This window comes from Acinetobacter sp. SFA, from assembly GCF_001647535.1.
GTDB classification, from domain to species: domain Bacteria; phylum Pseudomonadota; class Gammaproteobacteria; order Pseudomonadales; family Moraxellaceae; genus Acinetobacter; species Acinetobacter pecorum.
The window spans coordinates 171,248-196,695 of record NZ_LSZI01000018.1 but is presented as its reverse complement, the minus strand read 5'-3'; the positions used below and the strand labels follow the sequence as shown (position 1 = coordinate 196,695).

General features: G+C 37.1%; 20 protein-coding genes. 7 read left to right on the top strand and 13 right to left on the bottom strand.

Annotated elements, in window-relative coordinates; genetic code table 11:
• The first annotated feature begins 121 nt into the window (after positions 1 to 121).
• From AY607_RS10735 to AY607_RS10720, 4 genes are all read left to right on the top strand, one after another.
• Positions 122 to 1,363, top strand: coding sequence for a carbohydrate porin (locus tag AY607_RS10735; protein WP_064102512.1), 1,242 nt, complete (start codon positions 122 to 124; stop codon positions 1,361 to 1,363).
• A 169-nt stretch (positions 1,364 to 1,532) separates the two neighbouring features.
• Positions 1,533 to 3,935 carry a glucose/quinate/shikimate family membrane-bound PQQ-dependent dehydrogenase gene (locus tag AY607_RS10730; protein ID WP_064102511.1) on the top strand — a complete coding sequence of 801 codons (2,403 nt, stop codon included), beginning with the start codon at positions 1,533 to 1,535 and terminating at the stop codon, positions 3,933 to 3,935.
• 320 nt (positions 3,936 to 4,255) lie between these two features.
• Positions 4,256 to 6,370: a TonB-dependent receptor gene (locus AY607_RS10725; protein WP_064097114.1), complete on the top strand. Its 2,115-nt coding sequence runs from the start codon at positions 4,256 to 4,258 to the stop codon at positions 6,368 to 6,370.
• A gap of 291 nt (positions 6,371 to 6,661) precedes the next feature.
• Positions 6,662 to 7,252, top strand: a complete 591-nt coding sequence (locus AY607_RS10720; RefSeq protein ID WP_064097115.1) for a DUF4142 domain-containing protein — start codon at positions 6,662 to 6,664, stop codon at positions 7,250 to 7,252.
• Between the two features lie 147 nt (positions 7,253 to 7,399).
• On the opposite strand, the gene arsH is transcribed toward AY607_RS10720, so the two are convergent.
• From arsH to AY607_RS10705, 3 genes are read right to left on the bottom strand one after another with little or no spacing between them, the layout of a single operon-like run.
• On the bottom strand, positions 7,400 to 8,104 hold the full coding sequence (gene arsH, locus AY607_RS10715; protein ID WP_064097116.1) for an arsenical resistance protein ArsH: 705 nt from the start codon (positions 8,102 to 8,104) through the stop codon (positions 7,400 to 7,402).
• 4 nt (positions 8,105 to 8,108) lie between these two features.
• Positions 8,109 to 9,149 carry an ACR3 family arsenite efflux transporter gene (arsB, locus tag AY607_RS10710; RefSeq protein WP_064097117.1) on the bottom strand — a complete coding sequence of 347 codons (1,041 nt, stop codon included), beginning with the start codon at positions 9,147 to 9,149 and terminating at the stop codon, positions 8,109 to 8,111.
• 10 nt (positions 9,150 to 9,159) lie between these two features.
• Positions 9,160 to 9,477, bottom strand: a complete 318-nt coding sequence (locus AY607_RS10705) for a metalloregulator ArsR/SmtB family transcription factor (protein ID WP_064097118.1) — start codon at positions 9,475 to 9,477, stop codon at positions 9,160 to 9,162.
• Positions 9,478 to 9,560: 83 nt separating this feature from the next.
• Between AY607_RS10705 and arsC the strand changes: the two genes are divergently transcribed.
• Positions 9,561 to 9,989, top strand: a complete 429-nt coding sequence (arsC, locus tag AY607_RS10700; RefSeq protein WP_064102510.1) for an arsenate reductase (glutaredoxin) — start codon at positions 9,561 to 9,563, stop codon at positions 9,987 to 9,989.
• 108 nt (positions 9,990 to 10,097) lie between these two features.
• On the opposite strand, the gene AY607_RS10695 is transcribed toward arsC, so the two are convergent.
• The 7 genes from AY607_RS10695 to AY607_RS10665 all read right to left on the bottom strand — a co-directional run bounded on the left by AY607_RS10695 (position 10,098) and on the right by AY607_RS10665 (position 17,955).
• Positions 10,098 to 11,237 (bottom strand): Shedu immune nuclease family protein, encoded by a 1,140-nt coding sequence (locus tag AY607_RS10695; RefSeq protein ID WP_081408815.1) that lies wholly within the window; start codon positions 11,235 to 11,237, stop codon positions 10,098 to 10,100.
• A gap of 232 nt (positions 11,238 to 11,469) precedes the next feature.
• Positions 11,470 to 13,479: a helix-turn-helix domain-containing protein gene (locus tag AY607_RS10690; protein WP_064102509.1), complete on the bottom strand. Its 2,010-nt coding sequence runs from the start codon at positions 13,477 to 13,479 to the stop codon at positions 11,470 to 11,472.
• Positions 13,480 to 13,483: 4 nt separating this feature from the next.
• The gene (locus tag AY607_RS10685) at positions 13,484 to 14,422 is read right to left on the bottom strand and encodes a TniB family NTP-binding protein (RefSeq protein ID WP_064102508.1); all 939 of its coding nucleotides are present in this window, start codon (positions 14,420 to 14,422) and stop codon (positions 13,484 to 13,486) included.
• The gene (locus AY607_RS10680; protein ID WP_064102507.1) at positions 14,415 to 16,301 is read right to left on the bottom strand and encodes a DDE-type integrase/transposase/recombinase; all 1,887 of its coding nucleotides are present in this window, start codon (positions 16,299 to 16,301) and stop codon (positions 14,415 to 14,417) included. The genes AY607_RS10685 and AY607_RS10680 overlap by 8 nt, the downstream gene beginning before the upstream one ends.
• A gap of 2 nt (positions 16,302 to 16,303) precedes the next feature.
• Positions 16,304 to 16,975, bottom strand: a complete 672-nt coding sequence (locus AY607_RS10675; protein ID WP_064102506.1) for a TnsA endonuclease N-terminal domain-containing protein — start codon at positions 16,973 to 16,975, stop codon at positions 16,304 to 16,306.
• A gap of 173 nt (positions 16,976 to 17,148) precedes the next feature.
• On the bottom strand, positions 17,149 to 17,343 hold the full coding sequence (locus AY607_RS10670) for a hypothetical protein (RefSeq protein WP_064102505.1): 195 nt from the start codon (positions 17,341 to 17,343) through the stop codon (positions 17,149 to 17,151).
• 129 nt (positions 17,344 to 17,472) lie between these two features.
• Entirely contained in the window at positions 17,473 to 17,955 is a 483-nt protein-coding gene (locus AY607_RS10665) for a hypothetical protein (protein WP_064102504.1), read from the bottom strand.
• Positions 17,956 to 18,123: 168 nt separating this feature from the next.
• Between AY607_RS10665 and AY607_RS10660 the strand changes: the two genes are divergently transcribed.
• On the top strand, positions 18,124 to 18,336 hold the full coding sequence (locus tag AY607_RS10660; protein ID WP_004281769.1) for a helix-turn-helix domain-containing protein: 213 nt from the start codon (positions 18,124 to 18,126) through the stop codon (positions 18,334 to 18,336).
• 89 nt (positions 18,337 to 18,425) lie between these two features.
• Here AY607_RS10660 and AY607_RS10655 read toward each other — a convergent pair whose 3' ends face one another.
• The 3 genes from AY607_RS10655 to AY607_RS10645 form a co-directional block, all read right to left on the bottom strand.
• Positions 18,426 to 18,680 (bottom strand): hypothetical protein, encoded by a 255-nt coding sequence (locus tag AY607_RS10655; RefSeq protein ID WP_064102503.1) that lies wholly within the window; start codon positions 18,678 to 18,680, stop codon positions 18,426 to 18,428.
• Positions 18,681 to 18,754: 74 nt separating this feature from the next.
• Positions 18,755 to 20,182, bottom strand: a complete 1,428-nt coding sequence (locus AY607_RS10650) for an argonaute/piwi family protein (protein ID WP_064102502.1) — start codon at positions 20,180 to 20,182, stop codon at positions 18,755 to 18,757.
• Complete coding sequence (locus AY607_RS10645; RefSeq protein WP_171255302.1) at positions 20,179 to 21,600, bottom strand: SMEK domain-containing protein; 1,422 nt, start codon at positions 21,598 to 21,600, stop codon at positions 20,179 to 20,181. The genes AY607_RS10650 and AY607_RS10645 overlap by 4 nt, the downstream gene beginning before the upstream one ends.
• A 329-nt stretch (positions 21,601 to 21,929) precedes the next feature.
• On the opposite strand from AY607_RS10645, the gene hsdR reads away from it, so the two are divergent.
• Positions 21,930 to 25,445 (top strand): type I restriction-modification system endonuclease, encoded by a 3,516-nt coding sequence (hsdR, locus tag AY607_RS10640; protein WP_155858360.1) that lies wholly within the window; start codon positions 21,930 to 21,932, stop codon positions 25,443 to 25,445.
• Positions 25,446 to 25,448 lie beyond the last annotated feature (3 nt).

Sequence of the window (25,448 nt, the reverse complement as noted above, 5' to 3'; positions counted from 1 at the left end):
TATAATAATACTAATAATAACAACATTTTATTCATGTTTTTAATTTATTAGTAACAATTTTTAAAACCCAACAGGCATACAATAAGAAACTTCATATTTTGTGATGAGGGTATCACATTTAATGTATATCTCCCCATTATCCAAAGCCATTTACCTTTGCTGTGCTTCTCTACTCTTGACCACTACAGTTACGCATGCCGAGACTGCTTTCAGTACAGAAAGCCCATGGATGTTAGGTGACTGGAACGGGCAACGTACCCAGTTGCAACAACAAGGTTATGATTTCAATTTTGGTTATACCGGTGAAATGGCAAGCTTGATTGATGCCCAGAGATCTTCGAGCCATGCAACTGAATATGCAGACCAGTTTGTTTTTGGGGCTCATCTGGATCTGGAAAAAATTGCAGGCTGGCAAGATACCGAAGCGCAAATTACTGTTACCCAGCGTAATGGTCATTCTCTTTCTCAAAGCGCTGCTGCTTTAAATGGTCATTTGAGTTCAGTGCAAGAAGTCTGGGGCCGTGGTCAAACCTGGCGCCTGACTGATTTATGGATCAAGAAGAAATTCCTGGAACAAAAACTGGATGTGAAAGTCGGACGCTTCGGTGAGGGTGAAGACTTCAATAGTTTTGACTGTGATTTCCAGAACCTGGCACTGTGTGGCTCCCAAGTCGGGAACTGGGTTGGTGATCAGTGGTACAACTGGCCGGTAAGCCAATGGGCAGCACGGGTCAAATATAACATTAGCCCTGAACTTTATGCCCAGGTCGGTGTCTATGAATATAACCCTGAGAATCTGGAACGTGGTAAAGGATTTAACCTGAGCACAGATGGTTCCAAAGGAGCAATGCTTCCTGCAGAAGTAGTCTGGACACCGAAAGTGGGCGTACAAAAATTGCCGGGTGAATACCGTGCTGGTTATTACTACAGCACAGCGGAGGCTGGAGTCATTTCCAATCCGGAGCAAACCGATCATCACCATGGGGGCTGGGTAGTGGTCAAGCAGCAATTCACTGCACATGACGGAGATACTTCGCGTGGTTTGACCGGCTTTTTAAATGCAACAGTGCATGATTCCAAAACCAATAGTGTCACCGATATGCAAAATATCGGGCTGGTTTATAAGGGTGCCATGGATTCACGTCCTCAAGATGAAATCGCACTGGGTATTGCACGGATCAATATGAATGACGATGTCATTGGTAACCATCATCAAGAAGTCGATGCAGAAATTTATTATGGTTTGCATGCCACCCCCTGGCTCACCATTCGCCCGAATCTGCAATATGTTCGTCACGTCGGCGCATATAAAGATGGTGAAAATGTCTGGGTAGGTGGAATCAAGTTCAACACATCATTCTAAAAACAGTTTTTAGTTGCAAATACACTATTGAATCTCTAAGTCTTCTATTGCTTTGATGAGTAATGCCTGCTTAAGACAGTGATGTATTTCTAACTAAGAATTTAACAATAAGGGTGCTTATGCCGGTCTGGTACATGAGCTTTCAAAAAAATTTTTATAGGCGTTCGATATGAATACTTCATCTTCAGGTTCGGTATGGAGAACGATTTTAGCAGTCATTGCCGCTGTTTTCGGTGTAGGACTGCTGATTGGAGGGATTTATCTTGCAGTGCTGGGTGGGTCTTGGTACTACATCATTGCAGGTATACTCTTTATTGCAACCGCAGTGCTGTTATATCGACGAAAGAGCGCTGCACTCCTGGTTTATGCCGTATTCGTTTTGGCAACGGTGGTGTGGGGGCTGTGGGAAGTCGGTTCAGATTTCTTTGCACTTGCGCCGCGTTTGGATATTTTAGGTCTGTTTGGTCTGGCTCTGCTGATTCCGGCGGTAACACGCGGTTTTGATCAAAGCAAAGGTGCGAAAATTGCCCTAGGCAGTTCACTGGCCATTACCATCGCTGTCATGATTTATTCTGTATTTAATGACCCGCAAGAAATTCGCGGTGAATTAAAATCCAAGCAGCCTGCTGCCCACCAGCCAATCCCCGGTGTGGCAGATGAAGACTGGCCTGCTTATGGCCGTACCCAGTCCGGTTTACGTTATTCACCCTTAAAGCAGATTAATACTGAAAATGTCAAAGATTTGCAGGTGGCTTGGGAATATCACACGGGCGAATTCAAGACTGAAAATGACTCGGGCGAAACCACCAATCAGGTTACTCCAATCAAGGTGGGTGACAACATGTACATCTGTACCACTCACCAGAAATTGACTGCGCTTGATCCGGCAACTGGTAAGGCGAAATGGACCTATGATCCAAAACTAAAAGCTGATCATACCTATCAGCATTTAACCTGCCGTGGTGTATCTTATTATGATGTCAACAATACGGCTGGTTTTGAAACTAGTCTCGCTTCGAAAAAAAGCAGCTCTGCTGAATGTCCACAAAAAGTGATTTTACCAGTCAATGATGGGCGTCTGGTTGCGGTAAATGCAACCACCGGTAAAGTCTGCTCTGACTTTGGTAAAAATGGTGAAGTTGATCTGCAAAAAGATATGCCATTCCCATATCCGGGCGGTTATATTCCAACCTCACCGCCTGTAGTAACCGGCACCACCATTATTATTGCGGGTTCAACCACAGATAACTATTCAACTGAAGAACCGTCAGGTGTGATCCGTGGTTATGATGTCAATACCGGTGAACTGCTTTGGGTATTTGATACAGGTGCTGAGGATCCGAATTTAATTCCTGCACCGGGTCAGAAATTTGTACATAACTCTCCAAATGCTTGGGCACCTTTGGCCTATGATGCAGAGCTGGATATCGTCTACGTGCCAACGGGTGTCGGTACCCCGGATATTTACGGTGGTCACCGTACCGAGTTAGACGAGCGTTATGCCAACTCGATGCTGGCCTTGAATGCGACGACCGGTAAGCTGGTATGGAACTTCCAGACTACCCATCACGATTTGTGGGATATGGACGTACCTTCACAGCCGACATTGACCGAGATCAAAGACAAAAACGGGAATATGATTCCGGCTATTTATGTCTTGACCAAAACCGGGAATGCTTTTGTGCTGGATCGTCGTAATGGTAAAGCCATTGTACCGATTACCGAAAAACCGGTACCACAATCTGTGAAGCGTGGCCCTCAGACCAAAGGCGAGTTCTATTCTAAAACTCAACCGTTCTCTGATTTTAATCTGGCGCCACAAGAGAAATTGACCGATAAACAGATGTGGGGTGCGACCATGTTCGACCAGTTGGTCTGCCGTGTTGCGTTCCACAAACTGAATTACGATGGCATTTATACCCCACCTTCTGAAAATGGGACGCTGGTCTTCCCGGGTAACCTGGGTGTGTTTGAATGGGGTGGTATGTCGGTGAATCCGGACCGTCAAATTGCACTGACCAATCCGATTGGCTTGCCATTTGTATCAAAACTGATTCCTCAAGATCCGAACCGTCCTAAGACGGCTAAAGGTGCAGGCACAGAAGCCGGCGTTCAACCGATGTATGGCGTGCCTTATGGCGTTGAAATCAGTGCGTTCCTGTCTCCGTTTGGGCTGCCGTGTAAACAGCCATCATGGGGCTTTGTTGCAGGTGTGGATTTAAATACTCATGAAGTGGCCTGGAAACGCCGCATCGGTACCATTCGTGACAGTATGCCGGGCATCCCATTGCCACCATTCAAAATGGGTGTGCCGATGCTGGGTGGACCTATTTCAACTGCGGGTAACGTAATGTTTGTGGGTGGAACTCAAGATAACTATATCCGTGCCATTAATGTGAACAACGGTGATGAGTTGTGGAAAGGCCGTCTACCTGCAGGTGGTCAGGCTACACCAATGACTTATGAAGCCAATGGCAAGCAGTATGTGGTCATTATGGCGGGTGGTCATGGTTCCTTTGGTACCAAAATGGGCGACTCTCTGGTGGCTTATGCCTTGCCAGACAATAAGTAACTGACTCTCTGTTGTTGTATGGAAAAGCCTGATTCGTCAGGCTTTCCCATCAGTTTTTTTATAAACCTTTAGAATATTAAAGAAAATCATGTGGGCTGCACGATATTGAATGAAGTAAACAAAGATTTTGATAAATTGCTTTGATAGGTGACTTCTATTGACCACGCAGCTTAAAACTAAAATTTCTACTTGTAATCTGATCAAGCAAACTCGATCTACTGATCATTGAAGATCAAACCGGCTTATAGAATTAATCATGTGATGTGCTTCGGCAGCTTATGAGTTTTCTAAGTCATAGAGATAACTGGAACCTACAAAATATGCAGCATCAATTTCGACATCTCCCTGTAAAAACCACATTATCCTGTTTAATCGCCTGTATGAGCCAGACGCTGTATGCTGAAAATACTGCTACAGAAGTGCAAAAACTTGCGCCTATTATTGTGCAGGCGACCCGAACTGACCGGGAGAAGTTGAGCACGCCTGCATCGGTTTATTATCTGGAGCAGGCACAACCAGAGAACAGCCTGAATGTGAACCTTTCGGAAACATTAAAAGGTGTTCCAGGACTGCAGTTAAATAACCGTGAAAACTATGCTCAGGACCTGCAAATTTCGATGCGTGGCTTTGGTGCGCGCTCCAGTTTTGGTGTACGGGGTGTACGTTTATATGTGGATGGAATCCCTGCAACAATGCCGGATGGACAGGGACAAACCTCGAATATTGATTTGAACAGTCTGGACCATATTGAAGTATTGGGTGGTGGATTTTCATCACTGTATGGCAACTCTTCCGGGGGAACGATTTTAACCACCACGCGAGAGGGGCAAGGTACCGACTCGATTGAACTGGGTCATTCTGCCGGCAGTCAAAATAAAGGGCAGACCAAGCTAGTTTTGCAAGGCGGTTCAGAAAATGCCAATGAGCCGAGCTATATGATCAGTTCGTCCTATTTTGATACCGACGGTTTCCGGGATCATAGCGGCGCGCATAAAGTCCTGAGCAATGCCAAGCTGACTTGGGACCTGGAGGACGGCTCTAAAATTAACTGGATTAATAATTACGTTAAAATTGCTGCGGATGATCCCGGTGGGTTGACTCGCGAACAGTGGCAAGCCAATCCTAAACAGGTCGCTACGAATGTCCTTTTATATAATGCGCGTAAAGAAATCGAACAGCTACAAACCGGGATGACTTGGAATAAACCGATTAATGATCAGCATGAACTCTACGGGATGGCCTATTGGGGACAGCGTGCAGTTACCCAATATCAGTCAATTCCGCGTACAGCACAAAGTGGAGTCAATCATGCCGGTGGCGTAATTGATTTTGACCGTCATTTCTACGGTGCTGACCTGCGCTGGACAGCTAAAGATATTTTGCCAAATGCTAATCTGATTGCCGGTATCGCCGTGGATACCATGACCGAAGACCGTAAAGGCTATCAAAACTTTTCAGGCAATACCTTGGGTGTAAAAGGTGAACTTCGCCGGGATGAAGACAATCGCTTGTGGAATCTTGATCCATATCTGCAAGCATCCTATGCATTCTTGCCAGACTGGACGCTGGATGCCGGCTTGCGTTATAGCAATGTGCATTTTAAGTCTGAAGATAAATTCCTTTCCAATGGCGATAATTCAGGCAAAACCGATTATCAAAAATTATTGCCATCTTTAGCATTAAGCTGGAAAATCTTACCTGAGCTGATGGCCTATGCCAGTTATGCCCAAGGCTTTGAAACCCCAACATTTACCGAAATGTCTTATCCTGCAAATACTGCTGAAAACCGCAGCTTAAGTTTAAAAGCAGCGGAAAGCGAAACCTATGAAGTCGGTTTGAAATCTGCCAGTGAGTGGGGAGATGTCACCGTAGCAGCCTTCCAGACCAGGACGAAGAATGACATTGTTTCTGCAGGGAGTGACAATGGTCGCTCTACTTTCCGTAATGCCGATAAAACTTTAAGAGAAGGTGTGGAACTCTCCTGGAACAAAAACCTGTGGCGCGATCTGACTGCACAAGCCAGCTATAGCTATATTGATGCCACTTTTGATGCAGATATTCCTGCTATAGGTACTGTTCCTGCCATTACAGACGGGAACTATATTCCAGGGATTGCCAAAAATCAGGCATTTTTAAGTCTGGGCTGGAAACCAGATAATGGTCTACACATTGGACTCGATATTCGTTATAGCGACAAGATTTATGTGAATGATTTAAATTCTGATACTGCACCAAGCTACACGGTCGCTGGCGCCAATGTGGGTTATCAATGGAAAATGCCGGATTGGTCAGTGAATACTTTTGCACGGGTCGATAACCTGTTTGATAAAGATTATTCTGGTTCGGTGATTGTCAATGAAAGCAATAGCCGTTTCTTTGAGCCGGCAGAAGGGCGGAACTGGAGCGCTGGTCTGAGTGTGACAAAAGAATTTTAATTCAGATGGTTCACTGTTCCTAAATTAAAAATAAAAAGGTCCCGTTATATCAGCGGGATTTTTTTAAATCTTGCTCACCACTAGTGCTTGTCATACTTATATGCAAGCGTCCAATAACGTAGTTTTTTGCAAATATCAAATAAATGAACTAATCACCAACAGTCTTTGCCTAACTTAATAAACACTTTATATTTTGCTTAAAAAAACAACTCAAACCTTATACTGTTTTTCAGGTAATTCACCTACTTTATAAAGGCAAATTTAATCGATAAAACGTTAAAGGGTGCCATTATGAAAGCTATTCAAATGAAGAAGATGATGAACTGTGTTGCGGTCAGTGGTGCATTAATCTTTGCTGCAGGCCAGACGATGGCAATGAACCAGCAAGCTACGCACGCTGGGAAGCAGCATTCTGCAGTATCGAGTGACAGTCGTGTAAATTTGACTGAAGGTCAGGTGATCAAGGTATTAAGCACAGCGAATAATGGTGAGATTAAGCAGGCTAAAACCGCATTGCCAAAACTGAAAACGCAAGAAGCCCGTAATTATGCACAAATGATGATTACTGATCATACAGCCAATGAGAAAAAAGCTCAGGCCCTGGCAAATCGTTTAAATCTGAAGCCACAAACAAGCAGTATCAGTACATCATTGCAAAATGACAGCGACAAGATGGTGACTATGCTGAGTCGATCAGCTACTCCGGATAAAGACTATATGACCAGTCAGGTAGAAGTTCATCGTAAAGTAGTGACCATGCTAGACAAGCAGTTGATTCCGAATGCTAAAAATGCAGAATTAAAAAATATGCTGACCCAAACCCGTACTGCGGTCGCTGCGCATCTGAAAAAGGCTGAACAGATCGTTGCCAAGATGAAATAACTTGAAACTCATCCTTTGATTGGGAAATCTGGCATTGATCATGCCAGACTTTTCCCTTAATTGTGCTTTATAAAAAATCCCGCTTTTTAAGCGGGATTTTTTAATATAGAGGTTTTTAAAAGATGAATCGAAAGAATCTGGAAAATACTAGATTGTCTGCTGATTTACCCGCTTTGATAATTCTTCGGCACTTTCCATCCGTTCAGAATATCGATCGGTGAGATAAGCAGACTGACCGCGGGTGAGTAGAGTGAACTTGTAGAGTTCCTCCATCACATCCACAATGCGGTTGTAATAAGGTGATGGTTTCATGCGACCATCTTCTTCAAATTCAAGGAAAGCTTTCGGTACAGAAGACTGATTTGGAATCGTGATCATCCGCATCCAGCGTCCTAAAACACGCAACTGATTCACTGCATTAAAGGATTGCGAACCACCACAAACCTGCATCACGGCCAGCGTCTTGCCTTGAGTCGCACGAATTGCACCGGCTGCCAGAGGAATCCAGTCAATTTGGGCTTTTAGAATCGAACTCATCGAACCATGACGTTCCGGTGAACACCAGACCATGCCTTCTGACCAGGCCAAAAGTTCATGCAGTTCTTTTACCTTAAGGTGGCTCGTATCTGCATCCTCAGGTAAGGGTAATCCTTTGGGATGGAAGATTCTGACTTCGGCGCCAAAATATTCCAGTATCCGGCCCGCTTCCTGAACAGCGAGCCGGCTGTAGGACCGTTCACGGTTTGAACCATACAGCAGCAAAATCCGGGGTGGATGATCCAGTGCTTTGGCCTGAACTTTGTCCAGCGTCGGTGTTTCTAGCAGATTCAAATTGATATTCGGGAGATCCATCGGGTTATGCCTCTTTAAACACTTTTTTTCTTAGCCATAATGAAACGCTGACCAGCGCAATCAGAACCGGAACTTCAACCAGAGGGCCAATCACGGTGGTGAATGCCACAGGGGACGCGAGACCAAAAGTGGCAATCGCAACCGCCAGCGCCAGTTCAAAATTATTACCGGCAGCGGTAAAAGAAATGGCCGCAGTTTTAGGATAATCATTGCCCATCCACTTGCTCATAAAGAAGCTGATAAAGAACATCACAATGAAATAAATGGTCAGGGGAATAGCAATTCTGAGTACATCCAGTGGCAGGCTGACCACATCACCGCCTTTAAGGCTAAACATGGCGACAATGGTAAACAGCAAAGCCAGCAGGCTGAGCGGACTGATTTTTGGAATAAACTTCGTTTGATACCATTCCAGACCTTTTTGCTTGACCAGAATCAAACGTGTCAAAAAGCCCAGCAAAAATGGAATCCCCAGATAAACCAGAACCGCGTGGGTAATCGTCCAGAAGCTGACATCAATCACCTGTGCTTCCACACCAAAATAAGGCGGCAAGAAGGTCAAAAACAGCCAAGCATAGCTACTGAAAAACAGGATCTGGAAAATACTGTTAAATGCCACCAGTCCGGCCACATACTGGTTATCGCCACAAGCCAGACCATTCCAGACCAGCACCATGGCAATACAACGCGCCAAGCCGATCAGGATGACACCCGTCATATATTCAGGATAGGATTGCAGAAAAATCAGCGCCAATGCAAACATCAGGCAGGGTGCAATCAGCCAGTTCTGAACCAGAGATAGGGTAAGTGTGCGTTTATCCTTAAATACCTGCGGCAAGGTGGCATAGTCCACTTTGGCAAGTGGTGGATACATCATGATAATCAGACCAATGGCAATCGGAATATTGACCGAATCAATACTCATCCGGTCTAAAGTAATTGAAGCCTGAGGAAAGAAAACCCCAATCCCGATCCCCAGCAGCATGGCGATAAAAATCCAGATGGTCAGATTCTTATCTAAGAATGACATTTTTGAAGCAGACATGATATTGGGCTCAGGATAATTCGCAAGGTGATGAAATGGTAGATTTTAACTTTTGAATTTCTGGATCTTGTGCGATGACTTTTAATACTTCATTTGCCCAGACCGGCAAATCAGGATTTAAACGGTAATAAACCCATTGCCCTTGGCGTTGATCTAGCAAAACGCCCAGATTTCTCAATAAGGCCAGATGACGGGAGATTTTGGGCTGGCTCAGATTTAATTGCTCTGTGAATTCACAGACGCAGACATTCTGTTTGGCCATGACCAGCTTTAAAATATCTAAACGTGTTGAATCGGCAAGACATTTGAAAAAATCGGTCTGGTGCATCACGATATCCTGATATATTTACTATTGCGAATATACGGATATCCGTATATAAAAGCAATATTGTGTATACACTGAGAAAACTCATGTCTCAAAAGATCAAGATTTATCATAATCCTGAATGTGGAACCTCTCGAAACACCTTGGCCTTGATCCGTAACACCGGTGAGGAACCACAGGTAATTGAGTATCTGAAAACACCACCAACAAAGGAAGAACTGATTCAGTTAATTCGGGATGCAGGTCTGTCAGTACGTGAAGCGATTCGTAAAAATGTAAAGCCCTATGAAGAACTTAACCTGGAAAGCAGCCATTGGATAGGTGATCAACTGATTGATTTCATGCTGCAATATCCGGTTTTGATCAATCGTCCATTTGTGGTGACTGAACTTGGTGTGAGATTGTGTCGACCATCAGAAATTGTTTTAGATATTCTTTCCGCTCCGCAGCGCGCAGCTTTTAGCAAGGAAGACGGGGAAATGATTATTGATGAAGCAGGGAAACGGTTGAAATAAATTCCAGCATTGAAGCAGATAAGTCAGATCGTAAAAAAGCCACCGCAGAGGTGGCTTTTATTTAATATATATTTTATTGAAAACTTATTCTAGATAAAGTCCCAACTATTAATGGTGATCAACAATAAACTTGGCTCGATCATAAAGTTCATCAAAAGTAATAATTTCAACATTCTTAGAATTTTGACGAAATAGCTCAAAAGTCTTCTTTTTTATTTCTTGGTTTTTGTTGTTATCCGTATCAATTTCAGACCAATTGCCAATAATTAATATTGTTTTTGAATCGTAAGAGTTCTGTGCGATTGTTTCACCATTATTATTATAGTTAACTGATCCCATTTGAAGTTTAATTTGCCCACATGCTTTATGTTCTAGTATCTGAGAATGTGCATCATATAAATCAGAAGAAAGTCTCCAGCACCCTGAGCGATTCAAACTCTTGGCAAAAAGTTGAGTATCAGGTCTTTTGATTTCAACAAAAGTAGTAAATTTTTTATCGCCAAGCAAGAAGTCTGCTAATACTGCATTTGTTTGATCTAAACAAGGCGTATTTAGATGTACTTCCCTTTGAAGAATTGCTTGAAATTTATAATCTAAGCCATATCCAAATATCCATTCATTGGTTTCAAAAAAATGTTGCCAAACTTTTTCTAAATTTGATTTTTCTAAATTATTATCCTTCTTATAAATTTGGATATACTCTTTATCATTCAAAAGTTTTTCAAATTTTTGCAATGCTAATTTACGATAGCCTGTATTTACTAAATCGCGATCTGAGATTAAACCTTCTTCTAAAAAATGTTGGATTAATTCTGCTTGATCTGTAGAAATCAAACTTTTAGTGATTAGATTGGTAATAGATGTTTTGGGGTTATTATCTGAATCTAATTTTAAAGAAATTTTACGTTGACTGAGTTCAGCAATATTGAGTGCTTTTAGTATCTCTAGAAATTCAATGATATGGCTTAAAGTAAAAGAGGAAAGGAGTATTTCACCTTTTTTCAATCCATTATTATAGGTAGTTAAAGTTAAACCTTTTACGTCATTTTTACAGTAAGCAAGTTTTAGTCGTATTCGGGGACTTATTTGAAACATTAAATCTTCTGAATTTTTTTCGGGAAAAATTATACTTAAAAGTTTACCTGGTTGATTTGTAAGATTTGCTTGATATAAGGTAAATAAATCTGAGCTATGTACATATTCATCATCAGTGGTTTTTAGTGAGCTCATAAATGGTTCATATTTCATAAATTCATCTCATTTATTTGATTTATATAAAAATATTTTTTTAATTTGAATCACAATAAAAAAGGGAGGGATAAACCCTCCCTTTTTTTAGAAATAAATCTACGTTAAATGACAAATAATATGAGATTTATTTAATTAAATAAATCAGTTGTTTATTGGTTCTTTTGACATTCAATCTTAACGAGGTTTTTACACATAAGTTAAGATTTTCTGAGAATCTCTGACACATAAGTTAAGATTTTTTTTGATTACTTTTATAGCCATAACCGGCTTCGAGTAATTTCTCAACGTCCTCCCGTAAGAATAGTCTGATGGAATAATATTTATTTCCTAGAAAAAGAGGCTTAATTAATCCCTGACTTACTAAATTAGTAATGTGAGTTCGATGCATACCTAAATAGTCATTAGCCTCTGAAGCTGTAAAATACTCTTGGTGAATCTTCAAGGCCTTATCAAACTCAGTTTTGGAGAAGGACTGCCAATATCCTATGCGTCGGGGGGTCAAATAACCTGTCATAATCCAATTTTTTTGTAGTTGGTTGTATGAACAATTTAGTGCATGGAGCACCACCTCTACATCAACATAGGTAGGGTCATTCTTTTGCTGAATTAATTTATCGATACTTCTTCTCGGAATACGATAAGGACGTATCTCTAAATTTTCTACTTGAAGCCATTTATGTTGAATAAGTTGAGCAGTTTGAGATGGGGAAATACCCAGAAGTTGAGCTGCTTCATTCAAGCTTACATAAGCATCACTTTTCCTCTTATCTATAGTTCCAGCTTTTTTACGCCCTAAATTATTTTTATAAGTAACTATATTTTCAATCATTGATTTATCCAAATGCTGAATATCTTTCCGCACATAATAGGATGGATAAATTTTATTAATATATATTGGTTCAATTTTTAAACTAGAAAGCTTATCTCTAAGTGTAAGATGAGAAACGCCCAAGTATTTAGCAAGTGGACCTAGAAAAATATATTTTTTATGAAAGTTATTAACAAATTCTTTTGCAAGACAAGACTGTGTATAACGATGGACATATTTTTTTGTCGCTGGAATATCTGGTATTTTAAGAAATAAGCGTGCATTGCTAATATTAATATTTAGTTTTTCCATAATTTCTGGAATAGTAAAATAATCATTAGATTCATCAGCTTGTGGTGGTGGACGATGATATGTATAGGTGCCATTAATATTTTTCTTTTCATTGATTAGCCATTCTTCAAGTATGGAGGCAGGGAAATTAGTTCTATCACTTACACTTAGTTGATCATGATATAACACTCCTGCCTTCAGTCTTTTATGAAATGCTGCAAAACTAACTCCAAGTATATGAGTAGCTTCTTTCTTGTTAAATTTTCGTTTAATACATTTTGAGGCAGGGAGTTTATAATCACTAAAGTGATTTAGAATTTTATCTAGAATAGATTTAAATCTAGATTTATTTTCTAAAAAGGGAAGAAGTTGAATTCTTGGATGAGCATAATCTAGGTTGCTTTTGATTTCATTTATAAGGCTAGAAATAAATTTATCCTCATTATGAAAATATTCATGGGATAAATTTAAAATATAAGATCGGTTTTTAAATATTTCTAAGTTAGAAAAGTACTCGCATAAAGCTATCCAGATATCAAAAAAAATTTCATTAAAAGTTTTATCAGTCCCTTGAAAGCTATCTAAGAACCATGTATTAATCTGGATATCTTCTAGTGTAGATTGCTGCTTTTGGCTCTTACGTAAATCAAAAGTACAAGTTGAACATTCAAATAGTGATTTTCGGCTAGTCTCTAATGGATTATCGCATTCAGGGCATTTTTCTATCAAATCAATATGGTGATCTAGACAAACTGTTAAGGGGGTTAATAACCAATTTTTCTTCCAATAACCCTTATCTTCTAAACAGGATGAGCAAAATTTATGGAGGCCAATATTAAGTAATTTACGATGAATTACTTGAGTTTTTGTCCAGAAGAAATTTTGAAATGTTGGAGGAGTCTTTTTTATTACCAGATCTAGTAAGTCATCTGAAAGTCCCAACTGTTCAATAACTTCTTTAAACTTATCTTCATTGGTAAATAATGCCTCGTAAGATTTTTTATATATGGAAATACCTGCGCTGTTTAGCATTTGTTCAGGAAATTCATAGCCATTTATATATGAAGCTCTAAGGAGAAAGCTTGCTAAAAATTCATCAGAAAATGGGATTGGAGTATGAGAAAGAGATAATTTTTTCATGATATTAAATTAAGATTTCAGTAATTTGAGAGGGATTAAGTAAAAAAAGATCTTTGTTAGTCATGGGTTTATATAAGATACTTTTTAATGCATAAGCTTTATGAAAGTCATTCATTGAAACAACCGTACGATTATCGCTTAGTGCATTCAGACAGCTTTGATGTATCAGCTGCATGACATAGGCTTGGAAGCCACTAGTGGCTAAAAATATGCGCTTAGATAAATCTTTTGAGAAAATTTCGGGATCAAAGCTAAGATTGAAGTTCTTTGCTATGTATAGAGAGGTCTGTTTCAAAAAGGGCATAAGTGTCCCAGATTGATCATATTTATTTAAGGTCAAAGGATTGAGTTGTAAGACACAAGAAAATCTGCGTGCTAGTTGACTGTCAATAAAAAGATTATCTTGAATAGTAGGTAACCCGACCAAACATATAGATATTTTAGTTTCATCAGCTAATGTTTTAATCCAGTTGGCTACATTTTCAGATGTTTTATTCTTTTGGGCACTCGAGCTATAAATATGATGAAATTCATCCAGCATGATAAGTTGTGTCTTACATTCTTTTAAGAGAATGCGTAATCGATAGTTTAATTGCTCACTTGTACCTCTATGATCTGTACATCCTAGCTCTTCAAGCATTCGAATGGCTAGGCTTTTAATAGTGATTGGTGAAGGAACAGGAAAGTAAAAAGCCGGTACTATTAACTTCTCAAAGTTATCCTCTATACATTTATAAGGCTTATGTCTGCTTTTAATAAGCTTACATATAGTAGATTTACCTACACCCCCTGCACCAAGTAACAAGGAGCCAATAGGTCGATTTTCCATGTAACTCATTTGCATGCACTCATCAATAGACGTTAAAGCTTTTGAGAAGTCTGAATGATGACAAATGAAGTTCCGTAACTTAGAGAGAGTTTCAATGTTTTTATTACTATTCATCAAAATTTACCTCCTCATAGAAAAAATCAGTTAAATCTGGAGGTAAATTGTCAAATGTAAGGGAAGGGGTTGTTTTTGAGTTGCACTGTGTTTTGATAGCTTTATCTTCCTCACTTAATGTTACTAAATTTAAGTGTCTTTCAAAGCTCGTAATCATTGAAGGCAGATCATTCTTAACCTGTCTAAAACGTTTATTTCTTCGATTAAGCTTTTGTATTTTTTCTAGAAAATTTAAACGAGCAAGATATAAAATTTCTTCATTTTTAATCTCATCAGGGTTACATTTATACTTCTCTCGCAATATTTCCTTAGCTTCTAACCATTCAGCTAAAGTTAAATCTTTAGTAGCCTCAGGATATATTGAATCTGCTTGAATCAGATTATGTTTATCAAATGGGTCTTGTATATAAACAGAGCTTAAATCTAGTTGATTAACATAAATCGTGACTTTATCTTTGAAATAATAATTTAATGTGGCGAGGGCTTGAGATTTATACCTTAGACCTTTTAAGTTTATTTGCCCTTTGCTGATTCTATATCGGAACACAGTCCGACATTTTCTTTCAATTTCTAATTCAGGAATGGTTAAAACAGGAAATATTTTAGACGCTTCTTGCCACATTTTTTCAGGTCTTTGATTTGTCCCTGAATGAATTCGCTTATGATATATGTTCTCAATCCATTCATTCACTAAATCTCTTAATGTATCTAATGTATAACAAGCATTTCCTACAGAATCATAATCTCCTCTATGGACTGGTGATGAGTATGTAGTACCCTTAAGTTTATGAATAATGCTCATATTTAATGACCTAAAAAAACTTTCAATATGAGCTTTATTATTGGGAGAGTAAGGCTGTGATTCTGACTTAGTAATATTAAAATTATTACAAAAATTAGCTAAAGCATTATTATTAAACTCGCAACCATTGTCTGGGATTATTACTGTTGGAAGTCCTCCTATTTTTCCGAGATGAGGTCTCATCAACATATTTTTAAGTGTAAGTAATGTTTTTGTTGCTGAGGGAGGTAACATACACAAGTGCCAACCTACTATACCTCGAGTATAAACATCTATCGCAATGCAAAGTTGTGGTCTACCAAGTACATTTCCGCTTTTATCTAATATGATGCAATCAATCTCATGTGTATCGATTTGAACTATTGCAAGTAAACCAGGCGATACTAAGCTCCGACCAGATGCCTTAAATTGTCTATTTGCTTCTTTTGATCCATTTTTATTCTTAACTACAATATAGGGATCAAGTCTCTCAAAACGCCGAGATATAGTTCGTTCAGATGGTATTTTAGCGTTTAGATTAAGTGATAATATTCGATCTTTAATAATTAAATGAGCATCACTTGGACTGAAGTTTTCTCTTTCTTTAATGAAATCAAAAATGACTTCATTAATAATTTCTTCAATTTCAATCGAGAATCTTAAACTTCTGTTTCCACCAGTTCCTTGATAAAAATCATGAAAGGAATTTGAGTTATCACGATATATCTTTATATACCTCGCCAAAGTGCTTGCAGATATTTTTCTAAGTTTAGGATTTTCTTTAGTTATATTTATAATTGCAACTTTCAAATGCTTGATCGAACATGGAATTTTGTTTGAGAAAATGTAGTTAAGATACTTGAAAATTTCCTCAATTGTCAGAGCCTTATTTTTGTGAAATTGCGGAATGCTTAAATTAGTTAACTTTATATCTCCATTTAAGATTTTCTGAATTAAATCATCTCTTGTTATGAAATACATATTTCCACTAATGACATTAGAGTAGCGGATAATTTCATTTTCTATGTGGCATATTTCATAAAGTTCATCACGATATTTAAATCGATCACCAATTTTTAATTTAGTGTTATTTCTCATAATTAAATCCCTAAAATTTTTTTATAAAAAATGAAATAATCAGAAATCAGTGGGTCTAAATTGTTGAAATTCATTAAATTATATAGATCTATTTTATTTTTGAATTTATTTTTTCTAATAATAGTGTCTGCTTTTTCTAAATCAATTTTATTTATTTTTTTATAATTTGCTCTTTGATAGCTGATACTTAAGAAAAGGTATTCTTGTTTTGAAAGAAGAGTAGTACGGTCAAAAGTTTTAAATTTAATTGAATAACTATTTAAAATGTTTTTAGCTAATTTAAATCTTGTAATATTTTTTTCTGAAAGTGTTTTTAAATTAGGTTTAATTTCATGAACTTCATATCCATTCAACGTTTTTATAATGAAGTCTGGAATAATAAAGTGTCGATCATTAATAAAGATCTGAACAGCTTGCGTTCTGTATTGAAGTATATCTTCATTACGCTCCAAAGCTATAGCATGGGCTAGTTCCAAATTACTCTCAAGACATATTAATCCTTGATTTTTGACACTTGGAAAGAGTGATACACGACTACCTATACGTGACTTTACTCTACGTTCACCAATGAATTTGGATGATACATGAGTCTGTTTTTGAAAAGCATCTTCAAATTTTCCTAATAGGTTCTGATTGAGGAGCTTAGTTTTCTGTTCTAGATAATTGGATTGCATTGCTGTTCTCACATTTTTTAGGATGAGATAAAGCTTTGAGCAATTTGATTTTATTGCTCAAGACTTGACGGAACATTGCAATCAAGAGATACTAAAAATACGACTAGTTAGCTTTCTCTTGATTGCAAACGGGTAGAGCGGATTCTATGAATCCGCTTTATTTTTTTTCTAAATCATTTTGCTTTCTCCTCCTCTGTAATTAATCCAAGCGCAATAGCAATTCTTTTACTCTCACCACGCTTGGGCAAACGATTTGTATTGAGAATTCTATAAACTAAATCTCTAGAAAAATTATGTTTTAAGCTCCAATCGGAAATGCTAATTCCAGCTTGCTCAAAATCATCTTTAATTTGCTGATTGGTTTTCATGATAGTAGTAAAAATAATTAGAAATTAATCTAAAAATAGAGGTTTTTTTTAGTTTTGCAAGCACTTATTATAATGGATTAATTTTTTTTATTTTAATTAATAAAACGTTAAGATAATATTTTATTTATTTTAATAAACTAATAAATCAATGTCTTTAATAATATTAGATATAATTTTTTTCTTATTTTGTATTTTTGATATTAGGTTGTTTCGGTCTCTTATATAGTTTTTGAAGCAATAATTAATTTCCGGTAATTGTTTGCATAGTTCATTAGTTTCCTGTATTTCCAAGTTTTTTTCTAACTCCTCTTGTTTAAGTAAGCTTAATTTTTTAGTTAATACTTTCACCGCTTTTTCTTTACAGTGAGTAATTCTAAAATCAGTTAATTTATCAGTTTCTGAATAAAATTGATTTCCTTCATCATCATATTCTTTTCTTAAGTAGCCAAATTTCAATAATTGTTTAATTAACGAATATGTTTGCCATTTTAGTGAATCAGGAGCACCTTTAAAGCGTATCCAAAGATCTTTAGGTTTGAACAAGAATAAGAGAATGTCATTCTCAATAACTACAAGAAACTGCTCTTTTAGAGGGTGCTTAATTTCAATCATTTAAAAGTAATACGTAAAAATAAAGGGGATTATAATCCGTTTTTCTGTCTTATTTAAGGTTTTATTTTTAAATATAAAATTTTAAAATCTAATGCTTATGAGGATTATAAGCCGTGGATACTTAGTCCTCAAAAATGAATAGTTCTATTCTTTATAGGAATAGAACTTATGAACGATTTAGCACAGAAAATTGGACATGCTATTCGGAATTGTCGAATTGAGCAGAAAATTACTCAAGAAAAATTAGCATTACTTTGCAATATCGATCGTAGTTATGTGGGACGTATTGAGCGAGGAGAAGTAAATATCACGGTACTAAAGCTCTATGAGATTGCACAAATTCTTAAAGTTGCACCACATGATTTGCTGCCTAAAGACTAATGAGGCTTCTAGCTATTTCTTAATTTACTATTATTTTTATAATTATCTATCTTGAAGACGGATAGTATGCGTTCAAAGATAGACTACTATTAGGTAATAAAATCATTATCACGTTTTTTAATTTTGTAAGTCCCTCGGCCAGCAAACCTTTTCGCAAGATCCGGATTGCGTCCAGATAACTTTTTAACCAATACAGGTTCGCTATTGGGAGCTTTGCTCCATACAATATCATTCTCTACATAGAGTACTGTTTTAGTACGTGCAACTTCAATAAAGCGTTTTTGAAGTATAAGAGCTGCTGCCTTAGCTATTTCACGTTCATTTACTAAGTCTTCAATTGTCATAATTAAAACCTTTGCTTGATTTAGTTGATATATTGTTTATGTGATAGATAATTTAACCTTAATATCAACTTGTTTTACATATAAAAACTGTAATTCACCTGAGGTTTTTCATGAGGAGGAATGTATTTAATGATATCTCCAACTTTTTGAGCACATTCTAAGGTGATAGGGAGTCGGCCATCTAGTTGGGTATTATTCCAATTCATTTTCGTTAATCCTAAAACCTCTTTGCATAATTCTTCTAAGGAGGAATCATTCTCGTAAACTGAAACTAATATTGGATTTGGGATATACATTCCAGGATAGGTTTTATAGAAGTCTACAAACCCCTTGGTATACAGTATAGCCGTATTATCATCGAGAGACATAAGAGTTCCTCTGTGAGGAGGGTAATGTCCTTCTCCGAAAAGTCTAATACTAGTATTTGTAATTGATACGAAATCTTTAGATCGAATTCCTTTTTCCTGAATTGCTCTAGAAAATCCTTTAATTTCAGAATCCCTAAACTTACTAGATTTATGAATAACAATTCTTGCTGGCATTTGATGTAAGGCGCGATCATATTCTGTTAGTGCATTCAACAATAGTTCATATGCTTGTTCTTCATTCATGTATGGACGCTTATTATCTTTATCTAATGATACAGGGCTACCTCGAAGAATAACTCCGTGTCCAAACTCATCAAAAACTTGTGCTAAGCTTGTAGAAACAGTTTCTCTATCACGGCTATAGTAAAATCCTACCCCTATATAGCATGTCTTAGGTTTGTATTTATCTTCTACTAATCGCCAAGGAACAGTTCTATTGCCTTTGTAATATAGGGCTGTGCAAAAATTCCAAGCTCTAGTAGCAACATCTTGACGACCAGCTAACTTGTCTTTGTCGAGGCTATTTTCCTGGGCAAGCTGTAATGGTATACCTAAATGCATGCATTTAGCCTTTAATAATCGACGAAAGTTAAATTCAATTTCTTCTTGATTATTGCTCTCATTTTTATTAATTGGTTCAGTTGAGAGAGTTTCCTTTGTAAGAGCTTTATACAAATCGTCTGGAATTGCACAAATAATTACATCAATCGAGCGATTCTCAGATAAGAATCTAATTTGATCATAATAAAGTTCAACACAACTTTGTATCCGTTCATTCTGAGTAGGCAAATTTATTACTTTCAGAATTTCAGTACGTTGAATTGTTCTAGAAAATTGTGGAGAGCGAATTAGACGAGTATAAAATCCATAAGTTTGGTTAATTCCTCCAAAACCACGAAATAAATTGGGATATGATGTTTCAGCCTTACCGAGAATTGCATGTGTACAATAATCAAGCCAGACATCAAGTTTGTCGATACCTTCACCACGGCCTACCATACCAATACGTAGCTCATTGCGTCTTAGTTCATCTTTTTTATCGTAAACACCTTGAGTTTCAATACCAGCTTTAGGGCAAATATGTACGCCATTTCCAAACTCAAGACTTGGCTCATCTAAAATTTTAAGTTTCATTCTATACCCTCCCAAATAGTTTCTTCAGTCTCTTCAACGGCTAATAGAGCATCTGTTAAGATTGCTCCTGTCTCACTTGTCATTTCTAAGAGGTTTTTATAAGTTATTTCAGTATCTTTATTAGGATCATCATTAGCGAGGAAATAGGCTAAAAATCTTACTAAATTTTTTACGGATTGATTATGTTCAAGACGTTTCTGTTTAGAAAGTAGATCCTCATGAAAACGTGATTTTTTATAACCGTTATATGTATAGAGCCAACTAGGAATAATATTACCAAACCATTGGTCTTCAATATTAATGAAGGATAGTGAAAAGCTGAGATGTTTATGATGGGAAATTTTAGTAGGATCTTTTTTAGATAAAACCTTTTCATAAACAGTACGAGTAGCTTTCTTCTTTCCAATCCATGTTTCTAATCTATTCTCTTGTTCAGAAGTAAAATAGAAATTTTTATTTTCTTGACTCCAACGTACATTTCTAAGTTTGAGTCTTTCAATAGTTGCTTTATGAAGTAACTGTTTGAAAATATTTAGATTATCTAAACTAGTACTAAGATAAAGATCTTGTGATGACAAGATCTCTATATTGTTCTGGTCAATTATTCCGCTAAATATACTAGAATCTTTTTCTAAGTTGATAAAAGTGAAGAGTTTATTTTCATAACAAACCCAAGCATCTGAAGATTTGTTGGCTAACACTAATGCAAGTTTTACGATAAGGCTCTTGTTAGCTCTAGATTTTTTAAAATTAAGCTGTGCTCTAGCTTCCTTAATGATTTCTTTATCATCAATAATTAAGTCAGCAACATAGATGTTTTTAGGAAATTCAATAGATACAAGATTGCTTAGTAAATTATGAGTTTTTTCTTCGTTATCTATTAGGTAAGCTATTTTTGAGTCTATTTCTCCCAAAATTAGTTTAAATTCATTAAGTATTCTTTCTTGAGTTGGTATTCGTAAGCCTGTGATGCGTTCAAGTAAGTCACCTAAATCAATAATATGTTCAGCGGTTTTAAAACTAAATAAATCTTCTGTTATTTGGTCAATAGCACTTTGGCTATAAGAAGATTGTTTTTTAGTAAGCATTAAAATAAATAATTCATCAAAGGAGTTATAGAATTTTTTATCCTTAAATTGAGTTATTGTCTTTTTTACTTTTTCTAAGTTAGTACTTGATGTGATTTGGAATGCTACTCGATCAAACTCATCTCCAAGATCGATACCAGGATAATTTTTTTGTTTACGATTAAGATTTACAAGGTTACTTAAATTAAAAATTGATTTAAGAATAGGAATAAATGCATCTTCGAGTGCTAAATTAATGTCATATCTATTTTGTTTGGTGGATAGTTCTACTTGAGTAATAATTCTACTTACAACATCTCTTAGTTCATTTTCTATTACCAAAATTTGCAAGTGGCACCCCTGGATATAAGTAAGCGTTGAGTAAAAATTATTAAAATATATTTTGTTGATATATTAGCCTTTTAGAATCTTAACTCGATCTTATGCTTTGTCTAGATTTAAAAATGATTTAACTAGGGTAATCTAAAATTTGTACGACATCTTGTGTCGTAAGGTGACCTCTATAATTTGTAGAAATATTTATAATTTATTGATCTACATAAGTCATTGTTGGGCTAATATAAAAGAAGATAGTTACTAAGCATAGGTCATCAGATTATGGGTTAATGCTTGAGTAACGGATTATTACTTTTGACAAAAATAAGACAGAGAGGCTTAACGTGCCACCTGAATCAACAAATTTTGATTTTTTAGCCGAGTACGACCCTTTATTTGTTGAACTGGCTGGGACTGCGGAAAGAGCTTTTTATAGTGATCCAAATATAACACTTATCAAACTTCGTCAATTGGGTGAAGCTATAGCTCAACACATGGCTGTGAATCTGGGCATTGAGTTTGATGAAAAAACTACGCAGGCTGATTTGATCTATAAGATAAGTAATGAGCTGAAGTTAGATAAAGTTGTACGTGACTTATTTCATACTTTAAGAATTGAGGGGAATAAAGCCAATCATCAATTTAGAACAAAACATAAAGAAGCGATAAGTGGTTTAGTTATAGCGCGAAATCTAGCAATTTGGTTCCATCGTTCTTTTGGTAAAGCTGGGCCAGACTTTAAACCTGAACCTTTTGTGCCTCCTGTTGATCCTAGTCAACAATTGCGAGATTTACAGGCTGAAATATCGGAATTACGAAATGATCTGCAAAAAGCCAATGTTCAGCTAGATTCTAGCCAGCAGTTAAATGATTTAATTGTTAAGGAAAAGTCAGAATATGAAGCATTAGCTTTAGCAATGGATGAAGCTGCTCAGAAATTTTCGGCTCAAGCTAAAGTACATGAAGAAGCTCTTGCAAAGCAACAACGAGAATATGACGAGAAGGTCAAGGAGTTACAGCAACAACTTTCAAATCAGAATGAAAAAGATGTTTCTGTTAAACGTCAACAAATTGGTCGCAATGTAAGGGCTGCAAGTCAATCTATTGTATTAGACGAAAAGCTGACTCGTATTTTGATTGATCAGCAATTACAAGAGGCTGGTTGGGAAGCAGATACACAAGAACTGGATTATTGTAAAGGTGCTCGTCCTGAAAAAGGGCGGAATATGGCAATTGCTGAATGGCCGATGAAGGGAAATTTTAACGGTCAACGTGCTGATTATGTGCTCTTTATAGGATTAACTCCAATTGCTGTAGTTGAGGCAAAAAAAGAAAATCTGAATGTAGCTGGTGCAATCACACAAGCTGAACGTTATAGCCGAGGGATAAGCATTGAAGCCCCATTGCAAGGAGCTTGGTTATTTGAAGGACTATCACAACCTTGGTCTGACGGTGTTGATAGCTTCTATCGTATTCCATTTGCATATTCTTGTAATGGTCGCGAGTATTTTAAACAATCGGCAGAACAGTCTGGAACTTGGTTTAGAGATGTACGCAATGTGAGTAACACTAGACGTCCATTACAATCCTTTCATACTCCAGAAGGTTTATTAGATATACTTAAACGAAGTAAAGAAGAGGCACAGCAAAAATTAAAAGATGAGCCATTCGGTTATCTAAAAGTTCGTGATTATCAACAAAAAGCTATTATTGCTGTTGAAAATGTCTTGGCCCAAGGGGTGAGATCTGCCTTGTTAGCAATGGCAACTGGTACAGGAAAAACTCGTACCATCATTGGATTAATGTACCGTTTTTTAAAAGCTGAACGTTTTAAGCGAATTTTATTTTTAGTGGATCGTACAGCATTAGGGAATCAGGCTTTAGATGCGTTTAATGAAGCACCTTTAGAGCAAAACTATACTTTATCAAAAATTTATAATGTAGCTGAACTGGGTGACATGGTGGCTGAGGCTGAAACTCGGGTGCAAGTTGCAACTGTTCAAGCTATGTTTAAGCGAATTTTTATGAGTGATAACCCGCCGCCAGTTGATCAATTTGACTGCATCATCGTCGATGAGGCTCACCGTGGTTATAACCTTGATCAAGAAATGACAGAAGGTGAAATTGCCACTCGAGATGTAGCTCAGTATCTATCAAGCTATCGTAGAGTATTAGAGTATTTTGATGCTGTTAAGGTCGGTTTGACAGCCACTCCCGCAAAACATACCAGTGAGATTTTTGGTAAACCAGTTTATACCTACTCATATCGTGAGGCTGTTGCGGAGGATTGGTTGATTGATCATGAACCTCCTATTAGATATGAAACTTTATTAACTAAAAATGGAATCAAATTTAATAAAGGCGCAAAAGTTAGTGCCATTAATACACAAACAGGTTCAATTGAAAGTGCGGAATTAGAAGATGAACTGAAGTTTGAGGTGGAATCCTTCAATCGTCAGGTCATTAATGAAAACTTTAACCGAGTGATTTGCGAACAACTGGCACAAGAGATTGATCCGTTTGGTGATGAAAAAACCATGATCTTTTGTGCCACTGATTCCCATGCTGATATGGTGAAGCGTCTTTTAGATGATGCTTTCAAAGAGATTTATAGCGATGAATATAATCAGGCTGCTGTCGCAAAAATCACTGGTAAAAGTGACAAGGTAGACTTACTCATTCGCCAGTATAAAAATGAAAGGTATCCAAATATAGCGATAACTGTTGATTTACTAACTACAGGAATAGATGTTCCTAAAATCTGTAATCTAGTATTCATGCGCCGTGTAAAGTCAAGAATTTTATACGAGCAAATGATTGGACGTGCAACCCGTCGTTGTGATGAGATTGGTAAAACTGTTTTTCGTATTTATGATCCAGTTGATATCTATGCGGCTTTGCAGGAGGTCAATACGATGAAACCTCTTGTGAAAGACCCTAACATTACGATCGAACAACTGGTAAATGAACTAACAGACCCTGAATTATTAAATAAATCTTTGAAAATTTCAGGAGAACAATCAGGGCAAACTCATGCCCATCTCGTTCTTGATCAACTTAGTCAGAAGTTGATGAGAGTATTACGTAAAGCTGATAAGAAAGCTGAAAGTAAGCTTGTATTAAAACAAAAGTTAGATGAACTTCAACAACAATGGGGTATAGAGCCTAAATTATTACACCAACATTTGCACAAAATTGGTCCTAAGAATGCAGCTAGGTTTTTAGTACAGCATGCAAATTTACTTACTCAGATCGCAAGTATTAACGAGCTAATAGGATCTGAAAGGAAACCAGTAATTTCCGAGCATGCTGATGAATTACTAAATAGAGAACAGACTTATGGACAATATAAGAAACCCGAAGATTATTTAGACCAATTCAATCAATTTATTCGTGATCAGTTAAATCAGTCAGTTGCTTTAGCTGTAGTAGTGAACAGACCGAAAGATTTAACTAGAGAACAGTTGAAAGAAGTTAAGTTGTTACTAAATAACAATGGCTATAATGAAGCGACTTTAAGAAGTGCAGTACTAAAGCAAACGAATCAAGACATTGCTGCGAGTATTGTCGGCCATATCCGACGAGCAGCTTTGGGTGAGGCATTGATTCCTTTTGAACAACGTGTTTCGCAAGGTATGCAACGGATTTATAATCTGCACTCTTGGACACCTGCACAACGTAAGTGGTTAGAGCGGTTAGCAAAACAACTTGTACATGAAGTCATTATTGATCGTGAATTTGTAAATAACCGTTTTAGTGATCAAGGTGGTGCTAAGCAAATGGATAAGTTGCTTGGCAATCAACTTGATACTGTATTAAATCAATTAAGTGAGGCCATTTGGCTTCCTCACAGCGCATAAATT